Here is a 25,092-nt window from a genome sequence, read left to right on the forward strand (position 1 = left end):
TACGCACCAGTGTGGAAGGTTCACGAATCAGGCGGTCAATCACGGTCGACCGCGGCGAATGTGGCCATGGTGCTTGCCCAGGCCACGCAAGTACAGTGAAGTGTATCGATAGTAACTATCAGCTCTGACGCTAGATTCACGTCAGCGCGGTCATCACCGCCGCCTGATAGGCCGGGCGCTGCTGCAGGCGCTCGTACCACGCGCGCAGGTGACGCATCTCGGGGCGCTCGATCGGCATCTCGAACCAGGCATAGACGAAACAGCCCAGCGGGATGTCGCCCATGCCGACCTCTTGCCCGGACAGGAAGGGTTGCCGTGCCAGGGCCTGATCGGCGATCGACAGCAGCTCGGCACATTGCTTGTGCGCGGCGTTGATCTGCACCCAGTCCTGCTGCTCGGCAGGCGTGCGCAACATGCCCCAGAACAAGGGGCGAAACGGCACTGCAAGCGAGGACGTGGTCCAGTCCATCCACTTGTCGGCACTGGCCCGAGCCACAGGGTCGGCGGGGTACCACGGGGTATCCGCGGCGTACCTGGCCGCCAGGTAGCGCACAATGCTGTTGGACTCCCACAGCACCAGGTCGCCGTCCTCGATCATCGGTACCCGGCCATTGGGGTTGAGTGCACGGTACTGCGGCTCGTCGACCAGACCAAATTCGCCGCCGGCGTCGATGGACTGGTAATCCAGGCCCAGTTCCTGGGCGCACCACAACACCTTTCTCACGTTGGACGAGTTCTTGCGTCCCCAGATCTTCAGCATGACGACTCCCTGATGAATGCGGTGGGCGCCCAGTCTACCCCAGCCGCGCGCGCACACAATCGCCGCACGCGGGCTCGACTGCACCGAACTTCCAGGTGTCACGTCCTGTCACTGTTCAGACGGGTTGTTTGGCACAAGCGGTCTAAGCTCTGTCGGATGGCTAATTCTGGAGTTTCACGGAGGAAAGCATATGTTGCTGTTGTGGTTAGTGGTGCTGGTGGTCGGTATTGCCTACCTGGCGCACCGGCGGGTTGCCGCCCTGCCCGCGATCGGAGTGGTTGCCGCCTACCTGCTGGCAATGGGCACGTTCAGCCATGCCCCCGGCTGGCTGCTGACAATCTTCTGGCTGCTGCTGGCGGCTACCGCCCTGCCCCTGGTACTGCCCGATCTGCGTCGAAAATGGCTGACCGCGCCCCTGTTCGGCTGGTTCCAGAAAACCTTGCCGCCGATGTCGCAGACCGAGCGCGAGGCCATCGATGCCGGCACGGTCTGGTGGGACGGCGAGCTGTTCAGCGGCCGCCCCGACTGGAATACCCTGCTGGCCTACCCCAAGGTGCAATTGAGCAGCGAGGAGCAGGCGTTCATCGATGGGCCGACCGAGCAACTCTGCGCCATGGTCAGCGACTGGCAGATCGGCCAGGACATGGACCTGCCCGCCGACGCCTGGGCGCACATCAAGGCGCATGGTTTCTTTGCCCTGATCATCCCCAAGGAGTACGGCGGCAAGGGTTTTTCTGCCTATGCCCACTCGCAGGTCGCCATGAAACTGGCCACCCGCAGCGGCGACCTGGCCTCCACCGTAATGGTGCCCAACTCCCTCGGCCCGGCCGAACTGCTGCTGCACTACGGCACCGACGAGCAGCGCAACCATTACCTGCCACGTCTGGCGCGTGGCGACGACATCCCGTGTTTTGCCCTGACCGGCCCGCTGGCCGGCTCTGATGCCGGCGCCATGCCGGACACGGGTGTCATCTGCAGGGGCCCGTGGCAGGGCAAGGAAGTGCTCGGCCTGCGCCTGAACTGGGAGAAGCGCTACATCACCCTCGGCCCGGTCGCCACCTTGCTGGGCCTGGCGTTCAAGGCCTACGACCCCGACCATTTGCTGGGCGAAGAAGAGGCCCTGGGCATCAGCCTGGCGCTGATCCCCACCGACACCCCCGGCGTAGAGATAGGCAAGCGCCACCTGCCACTGGGCGCAGCATTCATGAACGGGCCCAACAGCGGCAAGGACGTGTTCATCCCGCTGGACTTCCTCATCGGTGGCCAGGCCATGCTCGGCAAGGGCTGGATGATGCTGATGAACTGTTTGTCGGTGGGGCGCTCGATCTCGCTGCCAGCGGTGGGCACGGGTGCTGCCAAGTACACCAGCCTGGTAACGGGCCAGTACGCGAACATTCGCGAACAGTTCAACGTTCCCCTGGCGGCCTTCGAGGGCATCCAGGAGTCGCTGGCACGTATCGGCGGCAATGCCTGGCTGATGGACAGTGCGCGCCAGCTCACCGCCAACGCGGTCGACCTGGGCGAGAAGCCCTCGGTGCTCTCGGCCATCCTCAAGTACCACCTCACCGAACGCGGGCGCGAGTGCATCCAGCACGCCATGGACGTGCACGGCGGCAAGGGCATCATCATGGGCCCCAACAACTACCTGGGGCGCAGCTGGCAGGGTGCACCGATCTTCATCACCGTCGAGGGGGCCAATATCCTCTCGCGCAACCTGATGATCTTTGGCCAGGGGGCGATTCGCTGCCACCCCTTCGTACTCAAGGAAATGGCCCTGGCCGGCCGCGAGGACCACGACCAGGCGCTCAAGGAATTCGATGCGCTGCTGCTCAAGCATGTCGGCTTTGCCGTAGGCAATGCCGCCAGCACGCTGGTATTGGGCCTGGGCCTTGGGCACTTCGAGAAAGCCCCCGGCGATGCCCTGAGCCAGGGTTACTTTCGCGCCCTCAATCGCCAGGCAGCAGCCTTCGCCTTGCTGGCAGACCTGTGCATGATGCTGCTGGGCGGCGAGCTGAAGCGCCGCGAGCGGCTATCGGCGCGCCTGGGCGATGTGCTGAGCAACCTGTACCTGGGCTCGGCGGCGCTCAAGCGCTACCACGACCTGAACTCGCCGCAGTACCTGCAACCGCTGCTGCGCTGGGCCCTGGAAGAAAGCCTGGGCCAGGCCGAGAAAGCGCTGGACCGCCTGCTCGACAACTTCCCCAATCGCTTCCTGGGCGGCGCGCTGCGCCTGGTGGTCTTCCCGTTCGGGCGTCGCCATACCGGCCCGTCAGACGCGCTGGATGCCGAAGTCGCTGCCCTGCTGGGGCGCGCCAAAGGCGACCCGGCCCTGGAAGAGCTACTTGCCGGCTGCTATCGCCCGACCGATGCCGATGATCCGGTGGGTGCACTGCAGCAGGCCAGCGACCTGCTCACTGCCGGCGCACCGCTGCACAAGAAACTCCATCAGGCCCACAAGGCCGGGCAACTGGCGCCCGCTCCGGGCCAATCGCTGATCGACGCTGCGCTGCAGGCCAATGTGCTGCAGCCAGGCGAAGCGCAAACCCTGCACGAGGCCGAAGCCGCACGGCGCCGGGTGATCGACGTGGATGCCTTCACCAAGGAGGCACTGTTGCCGACGGAGGGCAAGGTGCGCTAACCGCCAATCGGCCGGGACAGCAGGCGCGCTGAGCCGTATACTCCCGCGCCTGTTTTTTGCTCTGGAGAATTGCCAGCATGGCCACCGCTCACCTGGAATACCATCTCGCCCTGCTCACCCACCTGCGCACCATCCTGGCCGCGTTGGGTGAGGCCGAGCAGGTACCGGAAGAAAGCCACGCGCTGTTCCTGGATCGTTTCGACGAGCTGATGCAGCAATTGCCCGTCGACCCGGAAAGCAAATACCTGGGCCAGGACCTGGTCTGCCAGGTGATCCAGCGTTACCCACAGATCGCCCACCTGATCCCGCGCGACCTGCTGTGGTTCTTTGGTGGTGATTGCCTGCACTACATGCCCGACGAGGAACTGGACCTGTACCAGGAACTGGAGGAGCGCCGCTTTGAAGCCGAAGAGAACGACGAACCCTTCGACTGGAACCAGGAGAAGCAGTTGCTGAGCATGTCGGGCGACGACAGCAAGCACTAAACCCCACTTCAGACAAAGGCCCGCTCCAGGGCCTTTGTTCATTACGTTGGTTATCAGCTTGACGTCGATGCGCTGAACGCGAGGTGAGCGCATTTGCAGAGCACTGGCAGCACCTAGCTGGGCAACTGACCGCCCACGCTTGCCCCCAGCAGCGATTCAACCACTTCAACCAGCTTTTGCGTCGGGCTGAGCTGCCCGGTACGCTCAGGTAACTCGTCAATACCTGGGGTGGCTTGCAGATTGATCGACGACAGTGCCTGCCCCAGCAACTCGGGGGAGGCTACATCTGTCGCAATGCCCATCTGGCCGTAGGGCGCATCTGGGCTAAACATAGACCCCTGCACCGCAAGCACAGCACGCCCAGCCAAATGAGCTTCGAGCCCCACGGTAGAGGTGGCCACGACGACAATATCGACAGCGTGCAACAAGGTCGCCAGATCTTCACTGGAAGGGCTCAACTCGACGCGCGCCTGACCGGGCTGGAATTCGACACGCTCGCTGGGGTGGTAACGCAGCACCAGCCGGTACTGCGGATGATCGCAGACAAACTCGCGCAGGCGTGCCTCGACTCGACGCGGAAAACTCGGATCCCCCTGCCGCGCTGCAAACGGATGGCGCTCGGGCTCAACCTGCGAAGCCCAGAGAATGACAACCTCGTCCGCCCCCCAGCCTCGCGCAGTACGCAAGGCATGGCCGGCTTCACGCACCTCAGGGTGCTGCAAGCGCTCGAATGCCGGATTGCCAGTGACCACCACGCCAGCAGCATCACAGCCTTGAGCCACGAACATGTCCCTGACCTGTTCGTTCAACACACAGATTCGACTGGCATAGCCAGGCTTCTTTATCCACTGGATCTCCTGCAACGCGAAAACATCCACGGCACAGATTGAGGCGACTCCCAGCTCAGCCGCCGCCTGCAACGCAGCCTGCTCGCTGCGCGGCGAGTTGGTCGCCATAACCAATGAAGGGCGCAGCATTGCAAACCAGCGCTTGAACATCCCGACCGGGCAAAAGGCCTGACGCCCTTTCTGCGCGAACAGCTGTGCTGCGCCCTCATTGCCGTGCTCTGCAACCAGCTCCCGGTAATTGAGCCCCATGTAGGCAATCGACTCTTGCAGCGGCACCGCGCCCCCCGGGGCCAGCTCGCTGGTCAGTCGCCGCCCCCACTCAACGACGTCGGCTGTGTCGGCCTCAGGCAAATGCCGGTATCCGATACAGGGTACGCCAGCACGCTCCAGATACGCGCCAGCAGTGGTCAACCCGAGAAATACCACAGCATGCCCGCGTGCCAGCAGGCTGCGCGCCACTGGGGCCAACATGGCAACATGTCCACCGCCATAGGCAACCAGCACCACAGGCATGCGTGCCGTTGCCGATGGGCCGCACGCCAAAGACTCATTACCAGTCATTGAGCAATGCTCACTTTGCCTGTTCCTTCACTCATGTGCATGGCAAATCCACTAGCAGTGCTTTTGCCAGTGACTCAGGGCAATCAGAGCACGAAGCTCACGCGTCCGGTTTTCTTCGCCTGAAATATGGGCTTCATTCATACGGGCCATCGCCGCCTGATCGAACACATCGACCGGCATGTTCTCCCGACAGTAATCAGCCTTGGTGGTCTTGAACCACTCACCGACCGGAACCGTAAACATCTGTTTTTTCCGATAGGCCAGGTTCTCTCCGATCAGAGGCGCCACGGCTTTCTTGTAGAGGTACTTGGTGATGCCATCCTTGAGCTTGAGCGAGCCGGGCATGCGGAAGGCGAACTCCATCATCCGATAGTCCAGAAACGGTGTACGTGCCTCAAGCGATACCGCCATGCCCATGCGATCTGGCTTGACCAGATTGTTGCCAGACAACAGCAGTTGCATATCCAGATACAAGGCCTGGTTGATACGGTCTTGATGCGCAACCGCCTTGAAGTAAGGGGCAGCGACATCAAATGAGTCCACCCCCTCCAGGCGGCGAGCACGCTCAGGCGTATACAGCGCCTGCTTGCCCTGGTGCGTGAACAACGAAATGCTGTCGAAATACCTGCGCTGAAACTCTTCATCGGTCCACGTTGCCACTTCAGGACGAGCGAAGAAGTCGCGGTGTTTGTCATAGCCTGCAAACAGCTCGTCGCCGCCATCACCTGTCAGCACGACTTTGACGTGTTCTGCCGCCAGTGCCGAAACCCGATACGTCGGCAGGAACGACACATCGCCGTGGGGCTGATCGCAGTGGTAGGTAGCCATCGGCCACAAATCCAGCATGTCGGGCTCAACGCGCTCCATCACGTGTTGGGCGCCGAACCGTTGGGCGGCCTGCTGGGCATAGGCGGACTCGTCGTAGCGCGGATCATCGAAACCGATACAGAAGGTTTTTACGGGTTCGTCCATGTGCCGAGCCATCAACCCCACGATGGTACTTGAATCGACTCCGCCAGAAAGGAACGCACCGAACGGTACATCACAACGCAAACGCAGACGCACAGCGTCATCGAGAATGGTGTTGAACTCTTCGATCCACTCGGCCTCACTTCGCCCGTGAATGGGCTCAATGGCAGCCAGGTCCCACCAGCAGGATACCTGCGCGCCCTGGCGCGTGACTTTCATCAGGTGACCCGGCATCAGGTGACGTACACCCTGATACAAGGTGAACGGTGCGGGCACATAGTTGAATGTCAGGTAGTGATGAAGCGCTTCTTCGTCCATCGGCGGATGGGGGATGCCGGCCTTGAGGATGGATTTTATTTCCGACGCAAACGTCAGCTGCTGGCCATCATCGTGTACATACAGCGGCTTGACGCCGATTCTGTCACGTACCAGATACATGGCCTGTTCGCGCGCATCATAGATAGAGATGGCAAACATCCCGTTGAGCTTGCTGACGAACGATATGCCTTCACGCTCGTAGAGACGCAGCAGCACCTCGGTATCGGAGTGCGTGCGGCAGGCATAGGCAGTACCTTCGAGCGCCTGTGCCAGCTCCAGATGATTGAATATTTCACCATTCTGCACGACGACGATGTTGCCATCATCTGAAACAAACGGTTGATGGCCGCCCGCCAGATCAATGATCGAAAGACGCTGATTGCCCAACGCCAATCCTGGCGCACTGAACACACCCTGATCGTCTGGCCCGCGATGACGGATCGTCTCGCCCATGTCGCGCACAGTATCTAAAGCCAGCGACTGCCCCTGGCGATGAAAATATCCAAAAATACCGCACATTTCAGTTGCCGCCTTTTCCAAAAACCTGTTTGAACGTCATCGCGATAATTTCAAGATCCTTCATCAACGACGCTTGCTGGGCATACTGCAGATCCAGTTGCTTGCGCTGCTGCTCGGTCGCGGCAGAACGCAGTGTTGCCTGCGCCAGCCCAGTGATTCCAGGGCGAACACTGTGTCGAATACGCCACTCCTGCTCGGTGTACAGCGTTCGCTGTGCCGGTACGTCCGGGCGCGGTCCGACCACACTCATGTGCCCCAGCAGCACATTGAACAACTGCGGCAACTCATCCAGGCTGGTACGTCGGATAAATCGGCCCACCCGGGTAATGCGAGGATCACCTTCGGCAGTGGAGTATCCACCCAGACGTTCGGCGTTGAGTACCATGCTGCGGAACTTGTAGATGAAGAACTCGCGCCCTGCTCGCCCTACTCGACGCTGCTTGAACAGCACAGGACCAAAGTCGGAAAAATAGATGACCGCTGCGACGCCGATCAGCACAGGAGAAAGCACCACAATCGCTCCGGCGGCGCAGAGCATGTCAAAAAGTCTTTTCACGTTATCCCTCACTCCGATTGACAGAGCGCAATACCAATAGGCCCGCCGCCACAGCGCCTGCAAAGACACCACCAGCAAACAGCACACGCCAGACATCAACAGGGCCGGGGAGAAGCGATGCGAGCGGTTTCAACACAAACATGTCGCCCCCCTTTCCGGCCAACGCAACACTGCCGATCACAAGCAGGAACAGCAAAATTCTGGACAACTGCGCGCGACCTAACCGCAAGCGGGCGCCTGCAACAGCACTCATCAGGCTCGCAGCCAGAATAAGATGGAACAGCGGCAATACCCACATGAGCAGTACAGGCTCGTTCAGCAGCAGGCCAGGAAGGCACAGGAAAGGAAAGGCCAGCATGACCAGCACCGTGCGCTGCAGCACTACCCCAGGCAGCCTGCGGGCGTTCAAGGCCGCACAGGCGAGGCTGCAGATGCCGACACACGGGACGCTGAGCAAGGCGATCTGGGTCAGGGTGCTGATGTGTGCCTGCCCGTCACTGCTGACGCCTCCCGAACCAAAGAGCACGGCCACCACTGCATCGACAAAAGGCCAGCCACACAGAACGACCGCGATCGAAAGCACGAACGAGCGCTGCAAGCTTGACCTCAGAAGAGCATCAAATGCTCTCGTATCGTTCTGCTGATGCGCTTGACTGAGGCGCGGAAAGGCAACCGTAGCGAGCGTAGTGATCAAGATACCGAGTGGCAGCTCAACCAGCTTGATTGCATAGTTGAAGGCCGCCAACTCACCCTTGCCCAAACAGGATGCACCTGCACGCAAGGCGACCGGCACCAGGATGAGCAGCGAAGCGGAGGCCAATCCGGCCACGAACCCCCGAACCAATCGACGATCCAGCAGCGCCCCCTGATGCGTGCCCCCCCCCCGCGGCGCGCTCGCGCGCAGGGCAACCCACTGGCTGAGCCATCGCAGCAAGGCTCCCGCCAATATGCCCATGCACAACAAGGCAAGGTAGCCCTGAGCCCACATCATCGCCACCAACAGCGCAACGATGACACACAGGTTGAAAAAAAGCGTGCCACACCCTGCCACGAAAAAACGCTCATGGGCATTGAGCGCAGCAGTGCTCACGCCTGATAACGCTGCAAGGGGAATGGCAGCGGCGATGGCATATATCATCCAGCCATCCAACCATCGAGCAGCACCCTCAAGGCCAGGCGCGAACAACCACAGCCACATCGAGGGCAGCAGCGCAAACCACAGACCAAGCACTGCGAAAATCGCCCCCAATGCCAGAGACGCCTGCCGGAAAAGGGCGGCGGCCTGAGCGGGAGTTGCCGCCCGCATCGCGGGTACTAGCGCTACACCAATGCCTCCAGACAGCAAAAGATTGACCAGCAAGTCTGGCACGGTCAGCAGAACGATCGCGATATCAGCCTGCTCGGACAACCCCAGCGACGACGCCAGCAACACCTCGCGCCCAAAGCCCGCCAAACGACCGGCCATCAGGGCCAAACTCAGCACCAAACCAGCACCGAGCAAACTACGCTGCCCCTGCCTCGTCATTCAGTCATTCACCGTTCGACCACGCAGGGAGTGCACGATGGCCTGCACGCTCGCGCGCACCTTGTTGTGAGCCGCCTGCAAGAGCGCAGGCGCAGCGTGCAGGTAATACTCATACACCTGACTCAATTTGCGCACTTCACCGGGAAAATCCATTTGCGCTTGAATCTGCGCAGGCGACGACGACCCACCGTGAAAGGTTCGAGAAAGAATGGCAGCGGTGGAGCCAAGTCGAGCGTGCTCGGCCATCAAAAGCTCAGCCGGCAACATGCCCTCCCCCACTCGCGCTACGCCACCGATGCCGAAGGGCATTCCCGCTTCACGCAAGATCGCTGCCATCTCATCCACCGTGCCATTGACCAGGAGCTCGAACATGAAGTCCAGGCCCTGCTCCAGATGAAAGTCGTTCAATCCGATATGAACTTCATCCACCCCTGGCACTTCCAAGCACTCGCGCAGCGAATTTGCCGCACCGACCGTCTCGACCAGCAAATTGCAGCGCGCCCGCCCTCCTACCGCCTGAGTGAATGTGCGGACTTCATCTGCACTGCGGAACATGGGCAGCATCAGAATATCGGCCCCTGCCTCGATGGCCTGATCGATTTCGGCCTGGCTACCCTCGTAGATCGGATTGATGCGCACCAGCAGCCGCCCTGCGGGCACCGCGGACCTGACATGACGGACGTCATCAAGCGTGTGCCTGCTGATCACCGTACTCAAATGCCCCTGCCGTGCCTCCTTACCGAGAATTTCCGTATCCACGAAAATACGGTCGACACCGCTCTGGATAGCGAAGCTTGCCATCTCCGGACAGTTGGTAATCATGAGAAGCTTCATCAACGCTTCCTTGTGCCTAACTATTAAAAGGCTCAGCCTGAACTTTGAAAAATGCTGGCCATGGGTATCCACGCAATCGCTGGATCCATCCAATATCGCGCGAACCTACACCAGCATGATGGGCAACGCCCATACGAACGATTGCCATTATGATCGGCATCACCTGCCACGAGAAACGCTCAAAATCGCGCCGGACTAGGTGGCGATCGACAACGAAGGGGCGCATTCTACCGCAAACAGAAGCCCCCAAGCAGCCCCAGACGCCAGTGATAGCCAGATACTAGTTTTCTGGATTTTTCGGATAAAAAAAAAACGCCGTTCAGTATGAACGGCGTTTTTCTGAATTGGAGCGGGAAACGAGACTCGAACTCGCGACCCCGACCTTGGCAAGGTCGTGCTCTACCAACTGAGCTATTCCCGCAAATGGCGTCCCCTAGGGGACTCGAACCCCTGTTACCGCCGTGAAAGGGCGGTGTCCTAGGCCACTAGACGAAGGGGACACAGCCTGAAACACCATGGTGTTGTGTTTCAGCTCCAGAAACACACCCTAAGATGCTTTCTGGTTTCACTCAACTTCGCCCTGAAGCAAAGTTGCTTAAAATTGGAGCGGGAAACGAGACTCGAACTCGCGACCCCGACCTTGGCAAGGTCGTGCTCTACCAACTGAGCTATTCCCGCAATGGCGTCCCCTAGGGGACTCGAACCCCTGTTACCGCCGTGAAAGGGCGGTGTCCTAGGCCACTAGACGAAGGGGACACGCTACAACATTCACTCCCTGCTGCGTTTCGCTGTGTGCTTTACGCTGCAAGTGGCGCGCATTCTAGGGGGGCTTTGAGAAGTCGTCAACCCCTAGATATAAATTTATTTAAATCAATGACTTCGCCCTGCTTTGAGACAGTGTGCACACACCTTGGCGCCAGCACCTTGACGATTATTTTCTGGCGGATGAAGCACGGTGCCCCCGCGCCCTCGTGGCACAATAAGGCAAATGGCCAGCAACCTGCCCGAAGCGAACTGCCAAACAGCTCTATCCGGGCAAAAGCGAAGCCACTACACTCAAATGGCAAACCTACCTGTATGAGGCGTTAAACGGTGACACCACTTCTGATCACCCTGCTTATAGTAGCGGGTATCGCACTCTTGATCGTGATCGGCTACCTGAACAACGTAGTCGAGAGCAACAAGCTGGAACGGGCCCGTCTCAAGATCGAGCTGGCCGACCGCTTGCGTCGTTGTGGCGAAATCACCGAAACCTTCCCCGGCCAGTTGATGACGCCTGCACTCAAGTTGCTGCTGACCCGCCTCGAACTGAACCTCAACAAGCGTCAACTGGCCCTGGACAAGCATAACCGCGCAGTTCTCACACGCATCAGCGAGCTTGAAGGCCTGATTGCCAAGGGCGATGGCATCCCGGTCAACAACCCGCCGGGGCCGATACAGACCGAAGCCCGCGCCAAGGATGTACGCTTCCTGCTCGAGGCGCTGCACAGCCAGGTGGTGCGTGCCTCCCAGGAAGGCTTCCTGCCGACCAACGAGGCCAAGTACTGGGTCAGGGAAATCCGTCATATCCTGGTGCTGCTGCACATCGAGTTCTTCAACAACCTCGGCCAGCATGCATTGCAGCAGAATCAGCCGGGCCAGGCCCGCCTGGCCTTCGAGCGCGGCGTGCAGTACCTGCGCAAGCAACCGGACCCGGTGATGTACCGCGAGCAGCTCGACTATATGGACAAGCTGCTGGCACGCGCCAATGCCATGGTACTCAGCCAGAACCAGCCGGCTGAAGACGAGGTCAACGAACTGACCGAAGGCTTGAAGTCCGACACCGAAGAAGACTGGAAGAAGAAGGTCATTTACGACTGATCATGCGTCAGCCCCTTGCGCTCGTTCGCCAGCCCTGCTGACGAACGAGCGCAAACGCTGCTTCAGCAGTCTGTAGACGCCAGGAAAATCTGCGTCATTCGCTCCAGCCCCACCTGATCCTGCTCACCAAAACGCGCAAGCTTCGGACTGTCCAGGTCCAGCACACCGATCAGCACCCCGTCTTTGACCAATGGAATCACCAGCTCGCTGCTGGACGCACTGTCACAGGCAATGTGGCCGGGGAACGCATGCACGTCTTCGACCCGCTGGGTCTGGCGCGTGGCAGCGGCAGCCCCGCACACGCCAAGCCCGAACGCGATGCGCACGCACGCCACCTGCCCCTGGAACGGCCCAAGTACCAGCTCCTCGTTACGGTTGAGGTAGAAGCCTGCCCAGTTCAGGTCCTCGACCTGGCTGTAGAGGAACGCGGAAAATTGCGCGGCGTTGGCGATGAAGTCTCGCTCCCCAGCCAGCAGGGCCTCAAGTTGCGCCGCCAGCAGCTCATAGCCGGACTGGCCAGCGCCCGCCGCATTCAAATCGATCATGTCTGTTGCTCCAGCAGTTTCAGGCCCACCCAGTAGCGGGCAAATTGATAGGCGCAGCGCCCGTTGCGATTGCCGCGGCCAGTGGCCCAGCGCACCGCGGACTTTTCCAGCTCTTCATCCCGCACCCACTCCAGCCCCGACTTCTGCGCCAGCTGGGTGATCCAGTGCTCGACCACGTCGAGAAAGTGCTCCTGGGTAAAGGGATAGAACGAAAGCCACAGGCCGAAGCGGTCCGACAGGGCGATCTTGTCCTCCACCGCCTCGCTGGGGTGAAGCTCACCGTCGACCCGCTTCCAGTTTTCGTTGTCGCTCTCTTTTTCCGGCACCAGGTGCCGACGGTTCGAGGTGGCGTACAGCAGCACGTTGTCGGGTGCCTGCTCCAGAGAGCCGTCGAGCACGCTCTTGAGCACGCGATAGTCACCCTCGCCCGCCTCGAACGAAAGGTCATCGCAGAACAGCACGAAACGCTGAGGCAGCGCCTGCAACTGCTCGACCACCCGCGGCAGGTCGGCCAGGTGATCACGCTCGATTTCGATAAGGCGCAGCCCCTGCCCGGCATGCTCAGCCAGCAACGCACGCACCAGCGACGACTTGCCGGTACCGCGCGAGCCCCACAGCAGGGCATGGTTGGCCGGCATGCCATCGATGAACTGACGGGTATTGCGGCCCAACTGATCGCGCTGTCGGTCTACGCCGATCAGGTCGCACAGGCGCATGTCCAGGCTGACCTCAAGCGGCAGCAGAAAGCCGCTGCGCCCTTCTCGCTGCCAACGGGCAGCCAGGCACTGGGTCCAGTCGATGCCTGGACGCAAGGCTGGCAACAGCGGGTCCAGGCGCGCCAACACGCTTTCGGCGCGCTCAAGAAAGGCATTCAAGCGAGAGTCCACGGTAAATCCTCTGCACAGGCTCATGGGAAAAGACTGAATGTGCGACAGTACCTGCCAGCGGCCACGGTTGATCGGCTATGCTTGCGCAGCGCACGGAACGTGGAACTGGCTCGGCATACATGGATATCAAGTTCACCAATCGCCTGTCTTACAAGCAAGCCCGGCTGACTGTCCTGGTCGGCTTCATTCTGGGAACATTGCTCAGCCTCATCCAGATCGGTATCGATTATGCCAGCGAAGACGCCTCCATCAACCGCGAGATGCAGGCGTTGCTGCAAATCAGCCACAACACCGCCTCGCGCATCGCCTACAACATCGACACGGAGCTGGCCACAGAGCTCACCCTGGGCCTGCTCAAGTCGCCTGCCATCACCCGCGCGCGCCTGATCGACAACAACGATACCGTACTGTCCGACGTGCAGCGTCCGCGCCAGGAAAGCGCCTACCGGGTATTGAGCGACTTCCTGTTCGGCCAGAGCCGCCAGTTCCAGGACCGCCTTGTCTTCGACCACATGCCCGAGGACTACCTTGGCACGTTGCTCCTGGAGGTCGATACCTTCGCGTTTGGCGGACGCTTTCTCAAGCGTGCCGAAGTGACCCTGCTCAATGGCTTCATTCGCAGCCTGATCCTCACCGGGATTCTGCTGGCACTGTTCTATTTCATGCTGACCAAGCCGCTGGTACGCGTCATCAGCGCCCTGAGCAACAGCAACTCGCGCGCCCCCAACGAGAACAAGCTGGCGTTCCCCCCCCGGGCACGAACAAGACGAAATCGGCGTGCTGGTCAAGGTCGCCAACCAGCAGTTCGTCAGCATGGCCACCGAGATCCAGCAGCGACGCAATGCCGAAAACCGCCTCACCGACTACCTCAACGAACTGGAAAACATCGTCTCGGCGCGCACCAATGAACTCAAATCCAGCAACATCCGCCTGAGCCAGTCCAACGAAGAGCTGGAACAGGCCAGGCGCCGTGCACTGGACATGGCCCAGGCGCGCGCAGCCTTCCTGGCCAACATGAGCCATGAGATACGCACGCCGCTGAACGGCCTGCTGGGCATGATCGCGCTGTCACTGGACGGCCCGATGAACGCCGAACAGCGTCAGCAGCTGTCCATCGCCCATGACTCGGGCAAGGTACTGGTGGAACTGCTCAATGACATCCTCGACCTGTCCAAGTTCGATGCGGGCCAGCTGGAACTGGAGCGCATTCCCTTCGACCTCGGCGCGCTGGTGGAAGATACCGCCAACCTGCTTTCGCAGAATGCGGCGCCCAATGTAGAGCTGACGTGCCTGATCGACCCGCAGTTTCCCAGCAGCGTGCTCGGCGACCCGACCCGGGTTCGCCAGATCGTCAGCAACCTGCTGTCCAATGCCCTGAAATTCACCCGCTTCGGGCGCGTGGATGTGCGCCTGAGCACCTGCCAGGGAGGCGTGCGGGTGGAGGTCTGCGATACCGGCATCGGCATCCCGCAGGAAGCCCAGGCCAGGATCTTCCAACCGTTCACCCAGGCCGGTGCCGGGATTACTCGCCAGTATGGCGGTACCGGTCTGGGCCTGGCCCTGACCCACAACCTGTGCGAGGCCATGCACGGGCGCCTGAGCATCAGTTCCGAAACCGGCTTCGGCAGCCAGTTCAGCGCCGAACTGCCCTTGCCCAGCCATACCCCTGCCATTGCGCCGCCGCCACTGCACGGTAAAGTCATCGCGATCAGCAACGCCAGCAGCGGCCTGGCCGAACTGCTGCAGACCCTGCTGCCACGCTGGGGCCTGGACTACGCCCGCCACGACAACCTTACCGACAGCCAGCCGGACCTGCTGATCACCGACGACCTGGACTGCCTGTTCGGCCTGCGCCCGGCGCTCAAGGCACCGATTCTGCTGGTGACCGCCTACGGCAACTTCCTGCCCGCCGAACAGTCCGCGCACCTCGCGCCCCTGCAACAACAAGCCCGCCCGCTGGCGCGCAACGCCCTCTACCAGACGCTGCGCCGCACCCTGTACGGCGCAGATGAGGCCAGCCCGGCCACCCAGGCTGGCGCCCTGACCAGCGAACGACGCGCACGCATCCTGCTGGTGGAAGACAACCCGGTGAACCAGTTGGTGGCCAAGGGCATGCTGGGCAAGCTGGGGTGCGAAGTGATTGTGGCAGGCCATGGCGGCGAAGCCCTCGATCAGCTCGAGCAAGTGCCCTTCGACCTGGTACTGATGGACTGCAACATGCCGGTGATGGACGGTTACGAAGCCAGCCGCCGCATTCGCCAGAGCGGGCGCTGGCCCGACCTGCCGATCATCGCGCTGACCGCCAACGCCATGCCCGAAGAACGCGAGCGCTGCCGCGCCGCGGGCATGAACGACTACCTGGCCAAACCCTTTCGACGCGAAGAGCTGCTGGCGCTGATCGACCACTGGGTGCCACACACGACGGCATGAGCCCTAGCGCAGCAGCTTCTCGATGGCACCACTCAGCGCTTCGGGCTTGGTGCTCGGCGCATAGCGACTGACCGCACCGGTGCGCGGGTCGATCAGGAACTTGGTGAAGTTCCACTTGATCGCCTGGGAGCCGAACACACCGGGGGCGCGCTGCTTGAGCGCGACAAACAGCGGATGAGCCCCGCTGCCATTGACCTCGATTTTCTTGAACAACGGAAAGCTCACGCCGAAGTTCAGCTCGCAGAACTGCGAGATAGCCAGTTCATCACCAGGCTCCTGCTTGCCAAACTGGTTGCAGGGAAAGCCCAGCACCACCAGCCCACGCTCGCCATAGCGCTCCCACAATGACTCCAGGCCCTTGTACTGCGGGGTGAACCCGCACTGGCTGGCGGTATTGACCACCAGCACCGCCTTGGCCGGGTAATCGGCCAGGGTCTTCTGCTCACCGCGCAAGGTGGTGCAGGGAATGTTCAGAAAACGGGTATCGGCCATGATCGCTATGCTCCGTTGAAGAGGACGTTACGCACGGGGTACCAGATCCAGGCACACCGAGTTGATGCAATAGCGCAGGCCAGTGGGCGGCGGACCGTCGGGAAACACATGCCCCAGGTGTGCATCGCACCTGGCACAGGTGACTTCGGTACGGATCATGCCGTGGGAGGTATCGCGAATCTCGATCATCGCGTTGCTGGCGATCGGCTCATAGAAGCTGGGCCAACCACAGCCGGAGTCGAACTTGGTACTCGAATCGAACAGCGGCTCGTTGCAGCAGATGCAATGATAGACGCCGTCGATGCGCGTGCTGTTGTACTTGCCGCTGAACGGGCGCTCGGTCCCTTTGAGGCGGCACACGCCGTACTGCTCGGGGTCGAGCATCGCACGCCATTCTTCAAGGGTTTTCTCGATCTTTTCCATCACCAGGCCTCGTTGGATTAAAAACCCCGCACTGCGTCTTTTACACAAGGCGGGTCGCACGTATTATTGCGCCTCATCAGACGTCAGTCTGGCACCCGCGTTACACGCATTTCAAACGTTTTCACAGCGCAATGCGCGGCGATCTTTTCTAATCGGGATCACATCATGCAGGTCAGCAAATCGAACAAGCTCGCCAATGTCTGCTACGACATTCGCGGCCCGGTGCTCAAGCACGCCAAACGCCTGGAGGAGGAAGGCCACCGCATCCTCAAGCTGAACATCGGCAACCCGGCGCCCTTTGGTTTCGAGGCCCCGGACGAGATCCTCCAGGATGTGATCCGCAACTTGCCGACCGCCCAGGGCTACAGCGACTCCAAAGGGCTGTTCAGCGCGCGCAAGGCGGTGATGCAGTATTACCAGCAAAAGCAGGTCGAAGGTGTCGGTATCGAAGACATCTACCTGGGCAACGGCGTTTCCGAGTTGATCGTGATGTCGATGCAGGCACTGCTCAACAACGGCGACGAAGTGCTGATCCCGGCCCCGGACTATCCGCTGTGGACCGCAGCGGTGAGCCTGGCCGGCGGCAACCCGGTGCACTACCTGTGCGATGAACAGGCCGACTGGTTCCCGGACCTGGCCGACATCAAGGCCAAGATCACCTCCAACACCAAGGCCATGGTGATCATCAACCCGAACAACCCGACCGGCGCGGTGTACTCGCGCGAGCTGCTGCTGGGCATGCTGGAAATCGCCCGCCAGCACAACCTGGTGGTGTTCTCCGACGAGATCTACGACAAGATCCTGTACGACGACGCCGTGCACATCTGCACCGCCTCGCTGGCTCCGGACCTGCTCTGCCTGACCTTCAACGGCCTGTCCAAGTCCTACCGGGTAGCAGGCTTCCGTTCCGGCTGGCTGGCGCTGTCGGGGCCCAAGCAACATGCCCAGAGCTATATCGAGGGCATCGACATGCTGGCCAACATGCGCCTGTGCGCCAACGTGCCGAGCCAGCACGCCATCCAGACCGCCCTTGGCGGCTACCAGAGCATCAACGACCTGGTGCTGCCGCAAGGCCGCCTGCTCGAGCAGCGCAACCGCACCTGGGAACTGCTCAACGACATTCCAGGGGTCAGTTGCGTCAAGCCGATGGGCGCGCTGTACGCGTTCCCGCGCATCGACCCGAAGGTCTGCCCGATTTTCAACGACGAGAAATTCGCCCTCGACCTGCTGCTTTCGGAAAAACTCCTTATCGTGCAAGGCACGGCGTTCAACTGGCCGTGGCCAGACCACTTCCGCGTGGTGACGCTGCCACGGGTGGACGACCTGGAGCAGGCGATCGGCCGTATCGGCAACTTCCTCAAGACCTACCAGCAGTAAGCGCTGTACCTGCCTGCGCCAGCCCTGGCGCAGGTTTCACGCTCAGTCGTATCGCCCTGAAACCCCCACCCCACGGGCCGTCGCCCCCTGCCGCCAGCCTGTCCCGCCAGCAAGTACACAGTTTGAAATAGTCGCTCGGTTGAATAGACAGGGCGCGCACCTTATATACCCCGCATACGCATGATTTCTATCCGTCAGGAGAACGTAACAACCATGATGCGCATTTTGCTGTTTGTAGCCACCAACCTTGCGGTCGTGCTGATTGCCAGCATCACCCTGAGCCTGTTCGGCTTTAACGGGTTCATGGCGGCAAACGGGGTTGACCTCAAGCTCGACCAGCTGCTGATTTTCTGCGCCGTGTTCGGCTTTGCCGGTTCGCTGATCTCGCTGTTCATCTCCAAGTGGATGGCGAAGATGAGTACGGGTACCCAGATCATCAGCCAGCCGCGCACCCGCCATGAGCAATGGCTGCTGCAGACCGTCGAGGAGCTGTCCCGCGAGGCGGGCATCAAGATGCCCGAAGTGGGTATCTTCCCGGCCTACGAGGCCAATGCCTTTGCCACCGGCTGGAACCGCAACGATGCACTGGTCGCCGTCAGCCAGGGCCTGCTCGAGCGCTTCTCGCCCGACGAGGTACGCGCCGTACTGGCCCACGAGATCGGCCACGTCGCCAACGGCGACATGGTCACCTTGGCGCTGGTACAGGGCGTGGTCAACACCTTCGTGATGTTCTTTGCCCGCATCATCGGCAACTTCGTCGACAAGGTGATCTTCAAGAACGAAGGCGGCCAGGGTATTGCCTACTACATTGCAACCATCGTGGCCGAACTGGTACTGGGCATTCTGGCCAGCATCATCGTCATGTGGTTCTCGCGCAAACGCGAGTTCCGCGCCGACGAAGCCGGTGCCCGCCTGGCCGGCACCAACGCGATGATTGGCGCCCTGCAGCGCCTGCGCTCGGAGCAAGGCGTGCCGGTGCACATGCCCGATACCCTGAACGCGTTCGGCATCAATGGCGGCCTGAAGCAGGGCCTGGCAGGCCTGCTGATGAGCCACCCGCCACTGGAGGAGCGTATCGAAGCACTGCGCCGTCGCGGCTAAGCCAGCAATACCGGAAAGGGCGGCCCTCGGGTCGCCCTTCTGCATTCAACGCTGCACGCGGTACACCCGCTCCAACAGACGCGCGGCACCGGCCTGGAGGAACTTGGGGCTTTGCGCCAGCACGTCGTCAGCCGCCTCCATGTGCACTCGCCATGACTCGCCCCACAACCGCTGCACCTCAACATCCAGCACCGCGAACGGTGGCCCGGGAATCACGTCCTGATCGTAATCCAGCGTGATCAACAGGCCGGCGCACGATGACGCAAGCAATCCCTGCAGATGCACCACATAACGCTCACGCATGGCCGATGGCAAGGCAATACTCGCTGCACGGTCGTAGAAACCGACGCAATCAGCCGTGTCAGCCGGAGTCAGCTCGAAAAAGTCCCCGCACCACAGCTCGACGCCTTCACTGCGGTAGACCTTGAACGCCCCGCGCTGCGAAACCTGCGGCACCTGCCCATGCTCACTGAAGAAATCCTCCACGGCGCGCTCGGACAACTCGACCCCCAGCACGCGGTAGCCCTGCCCGGCCAGCCAGGCCAGATCCCGACTCTTGCCACACAGGGGCACCAACACCCGCGTGCCAGCGGCAAGGCCCAGCACAGGCCAGTACTGCTGCAGATAAGGGTTGACGTGCTGCTGGTGAAAACCGATCAGGTTCTGCTCCCAACGCTTGTGCCAGAAATCGGGCTGCATGCTTTACCTCGATAAATTCGATCAAATACCGCAAGAACTTATATTAGATTTAGATCAATGATGTACCTGAAGATAACAGCATCTTAACCCTCAGGACCCTTGCCATGCTGCCCAGCCTGTTTATATCCCACGGTTCGCCAATGCTCGCCCTCGAGCCGGGCGCCAGCGGCCCGGCCCTGGCCAGGCTGGCGGAGCAATTGCCGCGCCCCAAGGCCATCGTGGTGGTGTCGGCGCACTGGGAGAGCCAGGACTTGCGCATCGCCAGCCACCCGCAACCGCAAACCTGGCATGACTTCGGCGGCTTCCCGCCCGCCCTGTTTGCCGTGCAGTACCCTGCCCCCGGCGAGCCCACCCTGGCTGCGCACCTGGCCGATCGGCTCAACGAAGCAGGGTTGCCAGCGCAGCTCGACGCGCGGCGCCCATTCGATCATGGCGCCTGGGTTCCCCTGTCATTGATGTACCCGGCCGCCGACATCCCGGTGGTGCAGGTGTCGCTACCCAGCCAGCGCGGCCCTGCGTTTCAGGAACAGGTGGGCAAGGCGCTGGCGGCATTGCGCGAAGAGGATGTGCTGTTGATCGGCTCGGGCAGCATCACCCATAACCTGCGCGAACTTGACTGGCAGGCCGGGCCTGAAAGCGTGGAGCCTTGGGCACTGGCGTTTCGCGACTGGATGACCGAGAAATTGAGTGCCGACGACACCGCTGCCTTGCACGGCTATCGCCACCAGGCGCCGTTTGCAGTGCGCAACCATCCGAGTGATGAGCATTTGCTGCCACTGTATTTTGCGCGCGGGGCGGGCGGGCAATTCGCAATTGCACACCAGGGGTTCACTCTGGGGGCGCTGGGGATGGATATCTACCGCTTCGATTGAGCGCCCCTTCGCCCAGGCAAAAAAAATCCCCGAACCAGTCGGGGATTTTTCATTTCACTCGAAGATCAATCTTCGCGATAACGACGCAACTTCAACTGCTTGCCGGCAACGCGAGTGTCCTTGAGCTTGGTCAGCAGCTTCTCGAGGCCATCTTCCGGCAGCTCGACCAGGCTGAAGCTGTCGCGCACCTGGATGCGGCCGATCGCTTCGCGGGCCAGGCCGCCTTCGTTGAGGATCGCACCCAGCAGGTTCTTGGCTGCGATACCATCACGCGCGCCCAGCGCGGTACGGCAACGTGCACGACCTTCGCCCAGCGGCATCGGCGCACGACGCTCACGCTCGCCACGCTCGGTACGCTCACCGGTAGGACGATCGCCACGTGGGGCCGAAGTCGGCACCAGCGGTTGCTCTTTCTCGACAGCTTCCAGGGTCAGCGCCTGGCCATTGGTGGCCTTGCGCAGCAGGGCCGCGGCCAGGGCGCGCGGGCTGCAACCGATGTCGGCAGTCAGGCGATCAAGCAGCTCACCATGGGTCGACTCGGCATCGGCAACCAGCGGCGCCAGGCTGTTGGTCAACTTCTTGATGCGAGCGTCCAGTACGGCCTGGGCGTTCGGCAGGCGAACTTCAGCGACTTTCTGACCCGTCACACGCTCGATCACCTGCAGCATGCGGCGCTCACGCGGGGTGACCAGCAGCAGTGCACGGCCTTCGCGACCAGCACGGCCGGTACGGCCGATACGGTGAACGTAGGACTCTGGGTCGTACGGCATGTCGACGTTGAACACGTGAGTGATACGCGGCACGTCCAGACCACGGGCAGCAACGTCGGTAGCGACGACGATGTCCAGGCGACCATCCTTGAGCGAGTCGATGACGCGCTCACGCTGGTTCTGGGCGATGTCGCCGTTCAGCGCGGCAGCCTTGTAGCCTTTGGCTTCCAGGGCGCTCGCCAGGTCCAGGGTGGCTTGCTTGGTGCGCACGAAAGCGATCAGCGCATCAAACTCTTCCACTTCCAGCAGACGCAGTACGGCAGAAACCTTCTGGTCGGCATGGACCATCAGGTGAGCCTGCTCGATGGCAGTCACCGTCTGGGTCTTGGTCTGGATCTTGACGTGCTTCGGATCACGCAGGTGACGCTCGGCGATCGCACGGATCGACTGCGGCAGGGTGGCGGAGAACAGAACGGTCTGACGGGTTTCCGGCATGGCCTTGAAGATGACTTCCAGGTCGTCCATGAAGCCCAGCTTGAGCATTTCGTCAGCTTCGTCGAGCACCAGGTGGTTGACGGTAGCCAGCACCTTCTCGTCGCGACGCAGGTGGTCGCACAGACGGCCAGGGGTTGCCACGACGATTTGCGCGCCGTTGCGGATAGCTTTCAGTTGTGGGCCCATCGGGGCACCACCGTATACCGCTACCACGGTAACGCCCGGCATCTGCTTGGCGTAGGTTTCGAATGCGGTAGCGACTTGCAGCGCCAACTCACGGGTTGGCGCCAGGATCAGGGCTTGCGGCTCGCGCTTGCTCGGGTCGATGCGGTGCAGGATTGGCAGAGCGAAGGCAGCGGTTTTACCGGTACCTGTCTGCGCCTGACCGATCATGTCGTGACCAGCAAGAATAATCGGGATCGATTGCTGCTGAATAGCCGATGGCTCTTCGTAGCCAGTGGCAACAACGGCGGCAACAATACTTGGATGAAGTTCGAGAGCGGCGAAGCCGCCGGTTTCCTGGGTCATGGGTCTGCCTCTAAGTGCATCCGCAAAGACCCATGCTCCAAAGCTGCACATGCCTTGTAAGACCCGAAGGTCACCCTGGCAGCTTTGTCGGCGGGGATTTGCGAAAACGATTGAAGAAAAAAAGGAACGTCAAGGCAGAGTCCGCGGGGCGGACGCGCAGCCGAAGCTGGCTTCGGGGAATTGCACTACCTGAACGAGGTCCGGTAAAAGACCGGCGCGTACTATACCTGATTTCCTGCGCCGCGTGAGACTTTTTTACAGGAAAGAGAGGGCCAGAGGCCTCGACTCGACAGCCCTTGTCGAGGATCGAGGCCCACGCGTCTGTTGGCGGCGCGGCCGGAGCTGAAACGTTTTATTCAAGAGGCCGGGCGGATCACCTCAATCAGGCGCTGCAGGGAGTACCCCAGGCGCGGTTCAAGGGCCTGGGCACGGGCGACCAGCGCCTGCCCGTCCAGCTCCTGATCAAGCTCGGCCGGTACCAGCAGGATGACGTTGCCCTCCTTCACCGGCAGTTCCCAGTAATGATGATGGTAGAGCCCGCGCAGCAGCGCGGCGCCCAACGGCTTGCCATCGTCGGTGGCCCACTGGTTGATCACCAGCCAGCCGCCGGGGTTGAGGCGCTTCTGGCAGTCCTCCAGAAAGGTCCAGGCCAGGTGACCGACACCCGGGCCATGGTCGGTGTACAAGTCGACGAAGATCAGGTCGGCAGGCTCGGCGGTATTGAGCAGCTCGACGGCATCGCCCACCCGGATGTACAGGCGCGGGTCGTCGTCCAGCCCCAGGTACTCGATCGCCAGGCGCGGCACGTCCGGGCGCAGCTCGATGGCCTCGACGTCTTCAAGCGGCAGGAACTTGAGGCACGCCTGGGTCAGGGTGCCGGCGCCCAGGCCCAGGAACAGCGCGCTTTCCGGGGCCGGGTGACACAGCGCGCCAATCAGCATGGCACGGGTGTAGTCGTACTCCAGCCAGCTCGGGTCGGCGGTGAACACGCAGCTCTGCTCGATCGCGTCGCCGAACTCGAGAAAGCGGTAGTCCTCGACTTCCAGCACGCTGATGGTGCCGAACTCGTCGTGCACCTGCGCCAGCAGCCGCTCTACCCGTTCCTCTGTCATGCTGTCTCCCGGCAACTGCCTGTGCCCACGCAAAAGTCGGCATTGTCCGCCAATACGGCCGGTGCAACAAGGCAGGGCCCAGGTGTTAGCATGGTCACAGCCCTTTTCCGACAAAAACCGAGCCTGTGATGAGCCAACCCTGGAGTCCCGATAGCTGGCGTGCCCTGCCGATCCAGCAACAACCGAGCTACCCCGATGCGGCGCACCTGCTCAAGGTCGAACAGACCCTGGCCAGCTACCCGCCGCTGGTGTTTGCCGGTGAAGCGCGCGAGCTGCGCCGCCAGTTCGCCGAAGTGACCGAAGGCCGCGCCTTCCTGCTGCAGGGCGGCGATTGCGCTGAAAGCTTTGCCGAATTTTCGGCGGCCAAGATCCGCGACACCTTCAAGGTGCTGCTGCAAATGGCCATTGTGATGACCTTTGCTGCGGGCTGCCCCGTGGTGAAAGTCGGGCGCATGGCCGGCCAGTTCGCCAAACCGCGCTCGGCCAACGACGAGACCATCGCCGGCATGACCTTGCCCGCCTACCGCGGCGACATCGTCAACGGCATCGGCTTCGACCCGCTCAGCCGCGTGCCCGACCCGGACCGCCTGCTGCAGGCCTACCACCAGTCCACCGCCAGCCTCAACCTGCTGCGCGCCTTTGCCCAGGGCGGCTTTGCCGACCTGCACCAGGTGCACAAGTGGAACCTGGACTTCATCGCCAACTCGGCGCTGGCGCAAAAGTACAGCCAGTTGGCCGACCGCATCGACGAGACCCTCGCCTTCATGCGTGCCTGCGGCATGGACAGCTCGCCACAGTTGCGCGAAACCAGTTTCTTCACCGCCCATGAAGCCTTGCTGCTCAACTACGAGGAAGCCTTCGTACGCCGCGACAGCCTGACCGGCGATTATTTCGACTGCTCGGCGCACATGCTGTGGATCGGCGACCGCACCCGCCAGCTCGACGGTGCCCACGTGGAGTTCCTGCGCGGGGTGAACAACCCGATCGGGGTCAAGGTCGGCCCGAGCATGAACACCGAAGACCTGCTGCGCCTGATCGACATCCTCAACCCGACCAATGACCCCGGCCGCCTCAACCTCATCGTGCGCATGGGCGCCGACAAGGTCGGCGACCACCTGCCGGGGCTGATCCGCAGTGTCGAGCGCGAAGGGCGCAAGGTGCTGTGGAGCTGCGACCCGATGCACGGCAACACCATCAAGGCCAGCAGTGGCTACAAGACCCGTGATTTCGCGCAGATACTGGGCGAGGTCAAGCAGTTCTTCCAGGTGCACCAGGCCGAAGGCAGCCATGCCGGTGGCATCCATATCGAGATGACCGGGCAGAACGTCACCGAATGCATCGGCGGCGCCCGCCCGATCACCGAGGATGCCCTGTCGGACCGCTATCACACCCACTGCGACCCACGCATGAACGCCGACCAGTCGCTGGAGCTGGCGTTCCTGATTGCCGAGACGCTCAAGCAGGTACGGCGCTAGCCGCACCGCAAGTAACGCCGGATCTCTCCGGCGTTGCCCTGTCCAGATGTGGGCAGACGCCGATGACTTGTAC

At 61.6% G+C, this 25,092-nt stretch carries 20 protein-coding genes, 4 tRNA genes and 1 pseudogene; 8 read left to right on the forward strand and 17 right to left on the reverse strand.

Translation table 11 applies throughout. The annotated features are described in order from the left end of the window. Positions 1 to 136: 136 nt before the first annotated feature. A complete protein-coding gene (locus KUO17_RS02160) occupies positions 137 to 760 on the reverse strand; it encodes a glutathione S-transferase family protein (protein ID WP_217973401.1) in 624 nt (207 codons plus the stop codon). Positions 761 to 950: 190 nt separating this feature from the next. Between KUO17_RS02160 and KUO17_RS02165 the strand changes: the two genes are divergently transcribed. Then, positions 951 to 3,398 carry an acyl-CoA dehydrogenase gene (locus tag KUO17_RS02165; protein ID WP_217973402.1) on the forward strand — a complete coding sequence of 816 codons (2,448 nt, stop codon included), beginning with the start codon at positions 951 to 953 and terminating at the stop codon, positions 3,396 to 3,398. A 77-nt stretch (positions 3,399 to 3,475) separates the two neighbouring features. After that, positions 3,476 to 3,883 (forward strand): PA2817 family protein, encoded by a 408-nt coding sequence (locus KUO17_RS02170; RefSeq protein WP_217973403.1) that lies wholly within the window; start codon positions 3,476 to 3,478, stop codon positions 3,881 to 3,883. A gap of 113 nt (positions 3,884 to 3,996) precedes the next feature. Here the strand turns inward: KUO17_RS02170 and KUO17_RS02175 are convergent, their stop codons facing one another. From KUO17_RS02175 to KUO17_RS02215, 9 genes are all read right to left on the reverse strand, one after another. Next, positions 3,997 to 5,244, reverse strand: coding sequence for a glycosyltransferase family protein (locus tag KUO17_RS02175; protein WP_217973404.1), 1,248 nt, complete (start codon positions 5,242 to 5,244; stop codon positions 3,997 to 3,999). A gap of 99 nt (positions 5,245 to 5,343) precedes the next feature. Further along, entirely contained in the window at positions 5,344 to 7,098 is a 1,755-nt protein-coding gene (asnB, locus tag KUO17_RS02180; protein WP_217973405.1) for an asparagine synthase (glutamine-hydrolyzing), read from the reverse strand. 1 nt (position 7,099) lies between these two features. Further along, positions 7,100 to 7,654: a sugar transferase gene (locus KUO17_RS02185; RefSeq protein WP_217973406.1), complete on the reverse strand. Its 555-nt coding sequence runs from the start codon at positions 7,652 to 7,654 to the stop codon at positions 7,100 to 7,102. A 1-nt stretch (position 7,655) separates the two neighbouring features. Continuing rightward, the gene (gene murJ, locus KUO17_RS02190) at positions 7,656 to 9,119 is read right to left on the reverse strand and encodes a murein biosynthesis integral membrane protein MurJ (RefSeq protein ID WP_255263369.1); all 1,464 of its coding nucleotides are present in this window, start codon (positions 9,117 to 9,119) and stop codon (positions 7,656 to 7,658) included. A 60-nt stretch (positions 9,120 to 9,179) separates the two neighbouring features. Next, the gene (locus KUO17_RS02195) at positions 9,180 to 10,013 is read right to left on the reverse strand and encodes an aldolase/citrate lyase family protein (RefSeq protein WP_217973408.1); all 834 of its coding nucleotides are present in this window, start codon (positions 10,011 to 10,013) and stop codon (positions 9,180 to 9,182) included. 345 nt (positions 10,014 to 10,358) lie between these two features. Continuing rightward, positions 10,359 to 10,434 (reverse strand) — tRNA-Gly (locus tag KUO17_RS02200). Positions 10,435 to 10,437: 3 nt separating this feature from the next. After that, positions 10,438 to 10,513: transfer RNA gene (locus KUO17_RS02205), tRNA-Glu, on the reverse strand. A gap of 102 nt (positions 10,514 to 10,615) precedes the next feature. Then, positions 10,616 to 10,691, reverse strand: a tRNA-Gly gene (locus KUO17_RS02210). A 2-nt stretch (positions 10,692 to 10,693) separates the two neighbouring features. Further along, positions 10,694 to 10,769 (reverse strand) — tRNA-Glu (locus tag KUO17_RS02215). 336 nt (positions 10,770 to 11,105) lie between these two features. Here KUO17_RS02215 and KUO17_RS02220 point away from each other — a divergent pair. Then, complete coding sequence (locus KUO17_RS02220; RefSeq protein WP_217973409.1) at positions 11,106 to 11,873, forward strand: hypothetical protein; 768 nt, start codon at positions 11,106 to 11,108, stop codon at positions 11,871 to 11,873. 62 nt (positions 11,874 to 11,935) lie between these two features. On the opposite strand, the gene KUO17_RS02225 is transcribed toward KUO17_RS02220, so the two are convergent. Then, positions 11,936 to 12,418: a GAF domain-containing protein gene (locus KUO17_RS02225; protein ID WP_217973410.1), complete on the reverse strand. Its 483-nt coding sequence runs from the start codon at positions 12,416 to 12,418 to the stop codon at positions 11,936 to 11,938. Beyond that, positions 12,415 to 13,305 carry an ATP-binding protein gene (locus KUO17_RS02230; protein WP_217973411.1) on the reverse strand — a complete coding sequence of 297 codons (891 nt, stop codon included), beginning with the start codon at positions 13,303 to 13,305 and terminating at the stop codon, positions 12,415 to 12,417. Before KUO17_RS02230 ends, KUO17_RS02225 begins: the two co-directional genes overlap by 4 nt. Before the next feature lie 77 nt (positions 13,306 to 13,382). Here KUO17_RS02230 and KUO17_RS02235 point away from each other — a divergent pair. Beyond that, positions 13,383 to 15,735 (forward strand): annotated as a pseudogene (locus KUO17_RS02235) (ATP-binding protein). A 3-nt stretch (positions 15,736 to 15,738) separates the two neighbouring features. Here the strand turns inward: KUO17_RS02235 and KUO17_RS02240 are convergent. Further along, positions 15,739 to 16,227 (reverse strand): glutathione peroxidase, encoded by a 489-nt coding sequence (locus KUO17_RS02240; RefSeq protein ID WP_217973412.1) that lies wholly within the window; start codon positions 16,225 to 16,227, stop codon positions 15,739 to 15,741. A gap of 27 nt (positions 16,228 to 16,254) precedes the next feature. Continuing rightward, entirely contained in the window at positions 16,255 to 16,650 is a 396-nt protein-coding gene (gene msrB / locus KUO17_RS02245; protein WP_217973413.1) for a peptide-methionine (R)-S-oxide reductase MsrB, read from the reverse strand. Positions 16,651 to 16,815: 165 nt separating this feature from the next. On the opposite strand from msrB, the gene KUO17_RS02250 reads away from it, so the two are divergent. Further along, positions 16,816 to 18,027: a pyridoxal phosphate-dependent aminotransferase gene (locus KUO17_RS02250; protein ID WP_217973414.1), complete on the forward strand. Its 1,212-nt coding sequence runs from the start codon at positions 16,816 to 16,818 to the stop codon at positions 18,025 to 18,027. A gap of 213 nt (positions 18,028 to 18,240) precedes the next feature. After that, complete coding sequence (htpX, locus tag KUO17_RS02255) at positions 18,241 to 19,128, forward strand: protease HtpX (protein ID WP_217973415.1); 888 nt, start codon at positions 18,241 to 18,243, stop codon at positions 19,126 to 19,128. Between the two features lie 45 nt (positions 19,129 to 19,173). Here the strand turns inward: htpX and KUO17_RS02260 are convergent, their stop codons facing one another. Further along, positions 19,174 to 19,827 (reverse strand): thiopurine S-methyltransferase, encoded by a 654-nt coding sequence (locus KUO17_RS02260; RefSeq protein ID WP_217973416.1) that lies wholly within the window; start codon positions 19,825 to 19,827, stop codon positions 19,174 to 19,176. A gap of 104 nt (positions 19,828 to 19,931) precedes the next feature. Between KUO17_RS02260 and KUO17_RS02265 the strand changes: the two genes are divergently transcribed. Beyond that, on the forward strand, positions 19,932 to 20,699 hold the full coding sequence (locus KUO17_RS02265; RefSeq protein WP_217973417.1) for a DODA-type extradiol aromatic ring-opening family dioxygenase: 768 nt from the start codon (positions 19,932 to 19,934) through the stop codon (positions 20,697 to 20,699). A 65-nt stretch (positions 20,700 to 20,764) separates the two neighbouring features. On the opposite strand, the gene KUO17_RS02270 is transcribed toward KUO17_RS02265, so the two are convergent. Together KUO17_RS02270 and KUO17_RS02275 are read right to left on the reverse strand one after the other, a co-directional pair. Next, the gene (locus KUO17_RS02270) at positions 20,765 to 22,432 is read right to left on the reverse strand and encodes a DEAD/DEAH box helicase (RefSeq protein ID WP_217973418.1); all 1,668 of its coding nucleotides are present in this window, start codon (positions 22,430 to 22,432) and stop codon (positions 20,765 to 20,767) included. Between the two features lie 356 nt (positions 22,433 to 22,788). Beyond that, the gene (locus KUO17_RS02275) at positions 22,789 to 23,544 is read right to left on the reverse strand and encodes a spermidine synthase (RefSeq protein WP_217973419.1); all 756 of its coding nucleotides are present in this window, start codon (positions 23,542 to 23,544) and stop codon (positions 22,789 to 22,791) included. A gap of 128 nt (positions 23,545 to 23,672) precedes the next feature. Between KUO17_RS02275 and KUO17_RS02280 the strand changes: the two genes are divergently transcribed. Further along, positions 23,673 to 25,019: a class II 3-deoxy-7-phosphoheptulonate synthase gene (locus KUO17_RS02280; RefSeq protein ID WP_217973420.1), complete on the forward strand. Its 1,347-nt coding sequence runs from the start codon at positions 23,673 to 23,675 to the stop codon at positions 25,017 to 25,019. The last annotated feature ends 73 nt before the right edge of the window (positions 25,020 to 25,092 follow it).

Source organism: Pseudomonas aegrilactucae (assembly GCF_019168305.1).
GTDB lineage: Bacteria > Pseudomonadota > Gammaproteobacteria > Pseudomonadales > Pseudomonadaceae > Aquipseudomonas > Aquipseudomonas aegrilactucae.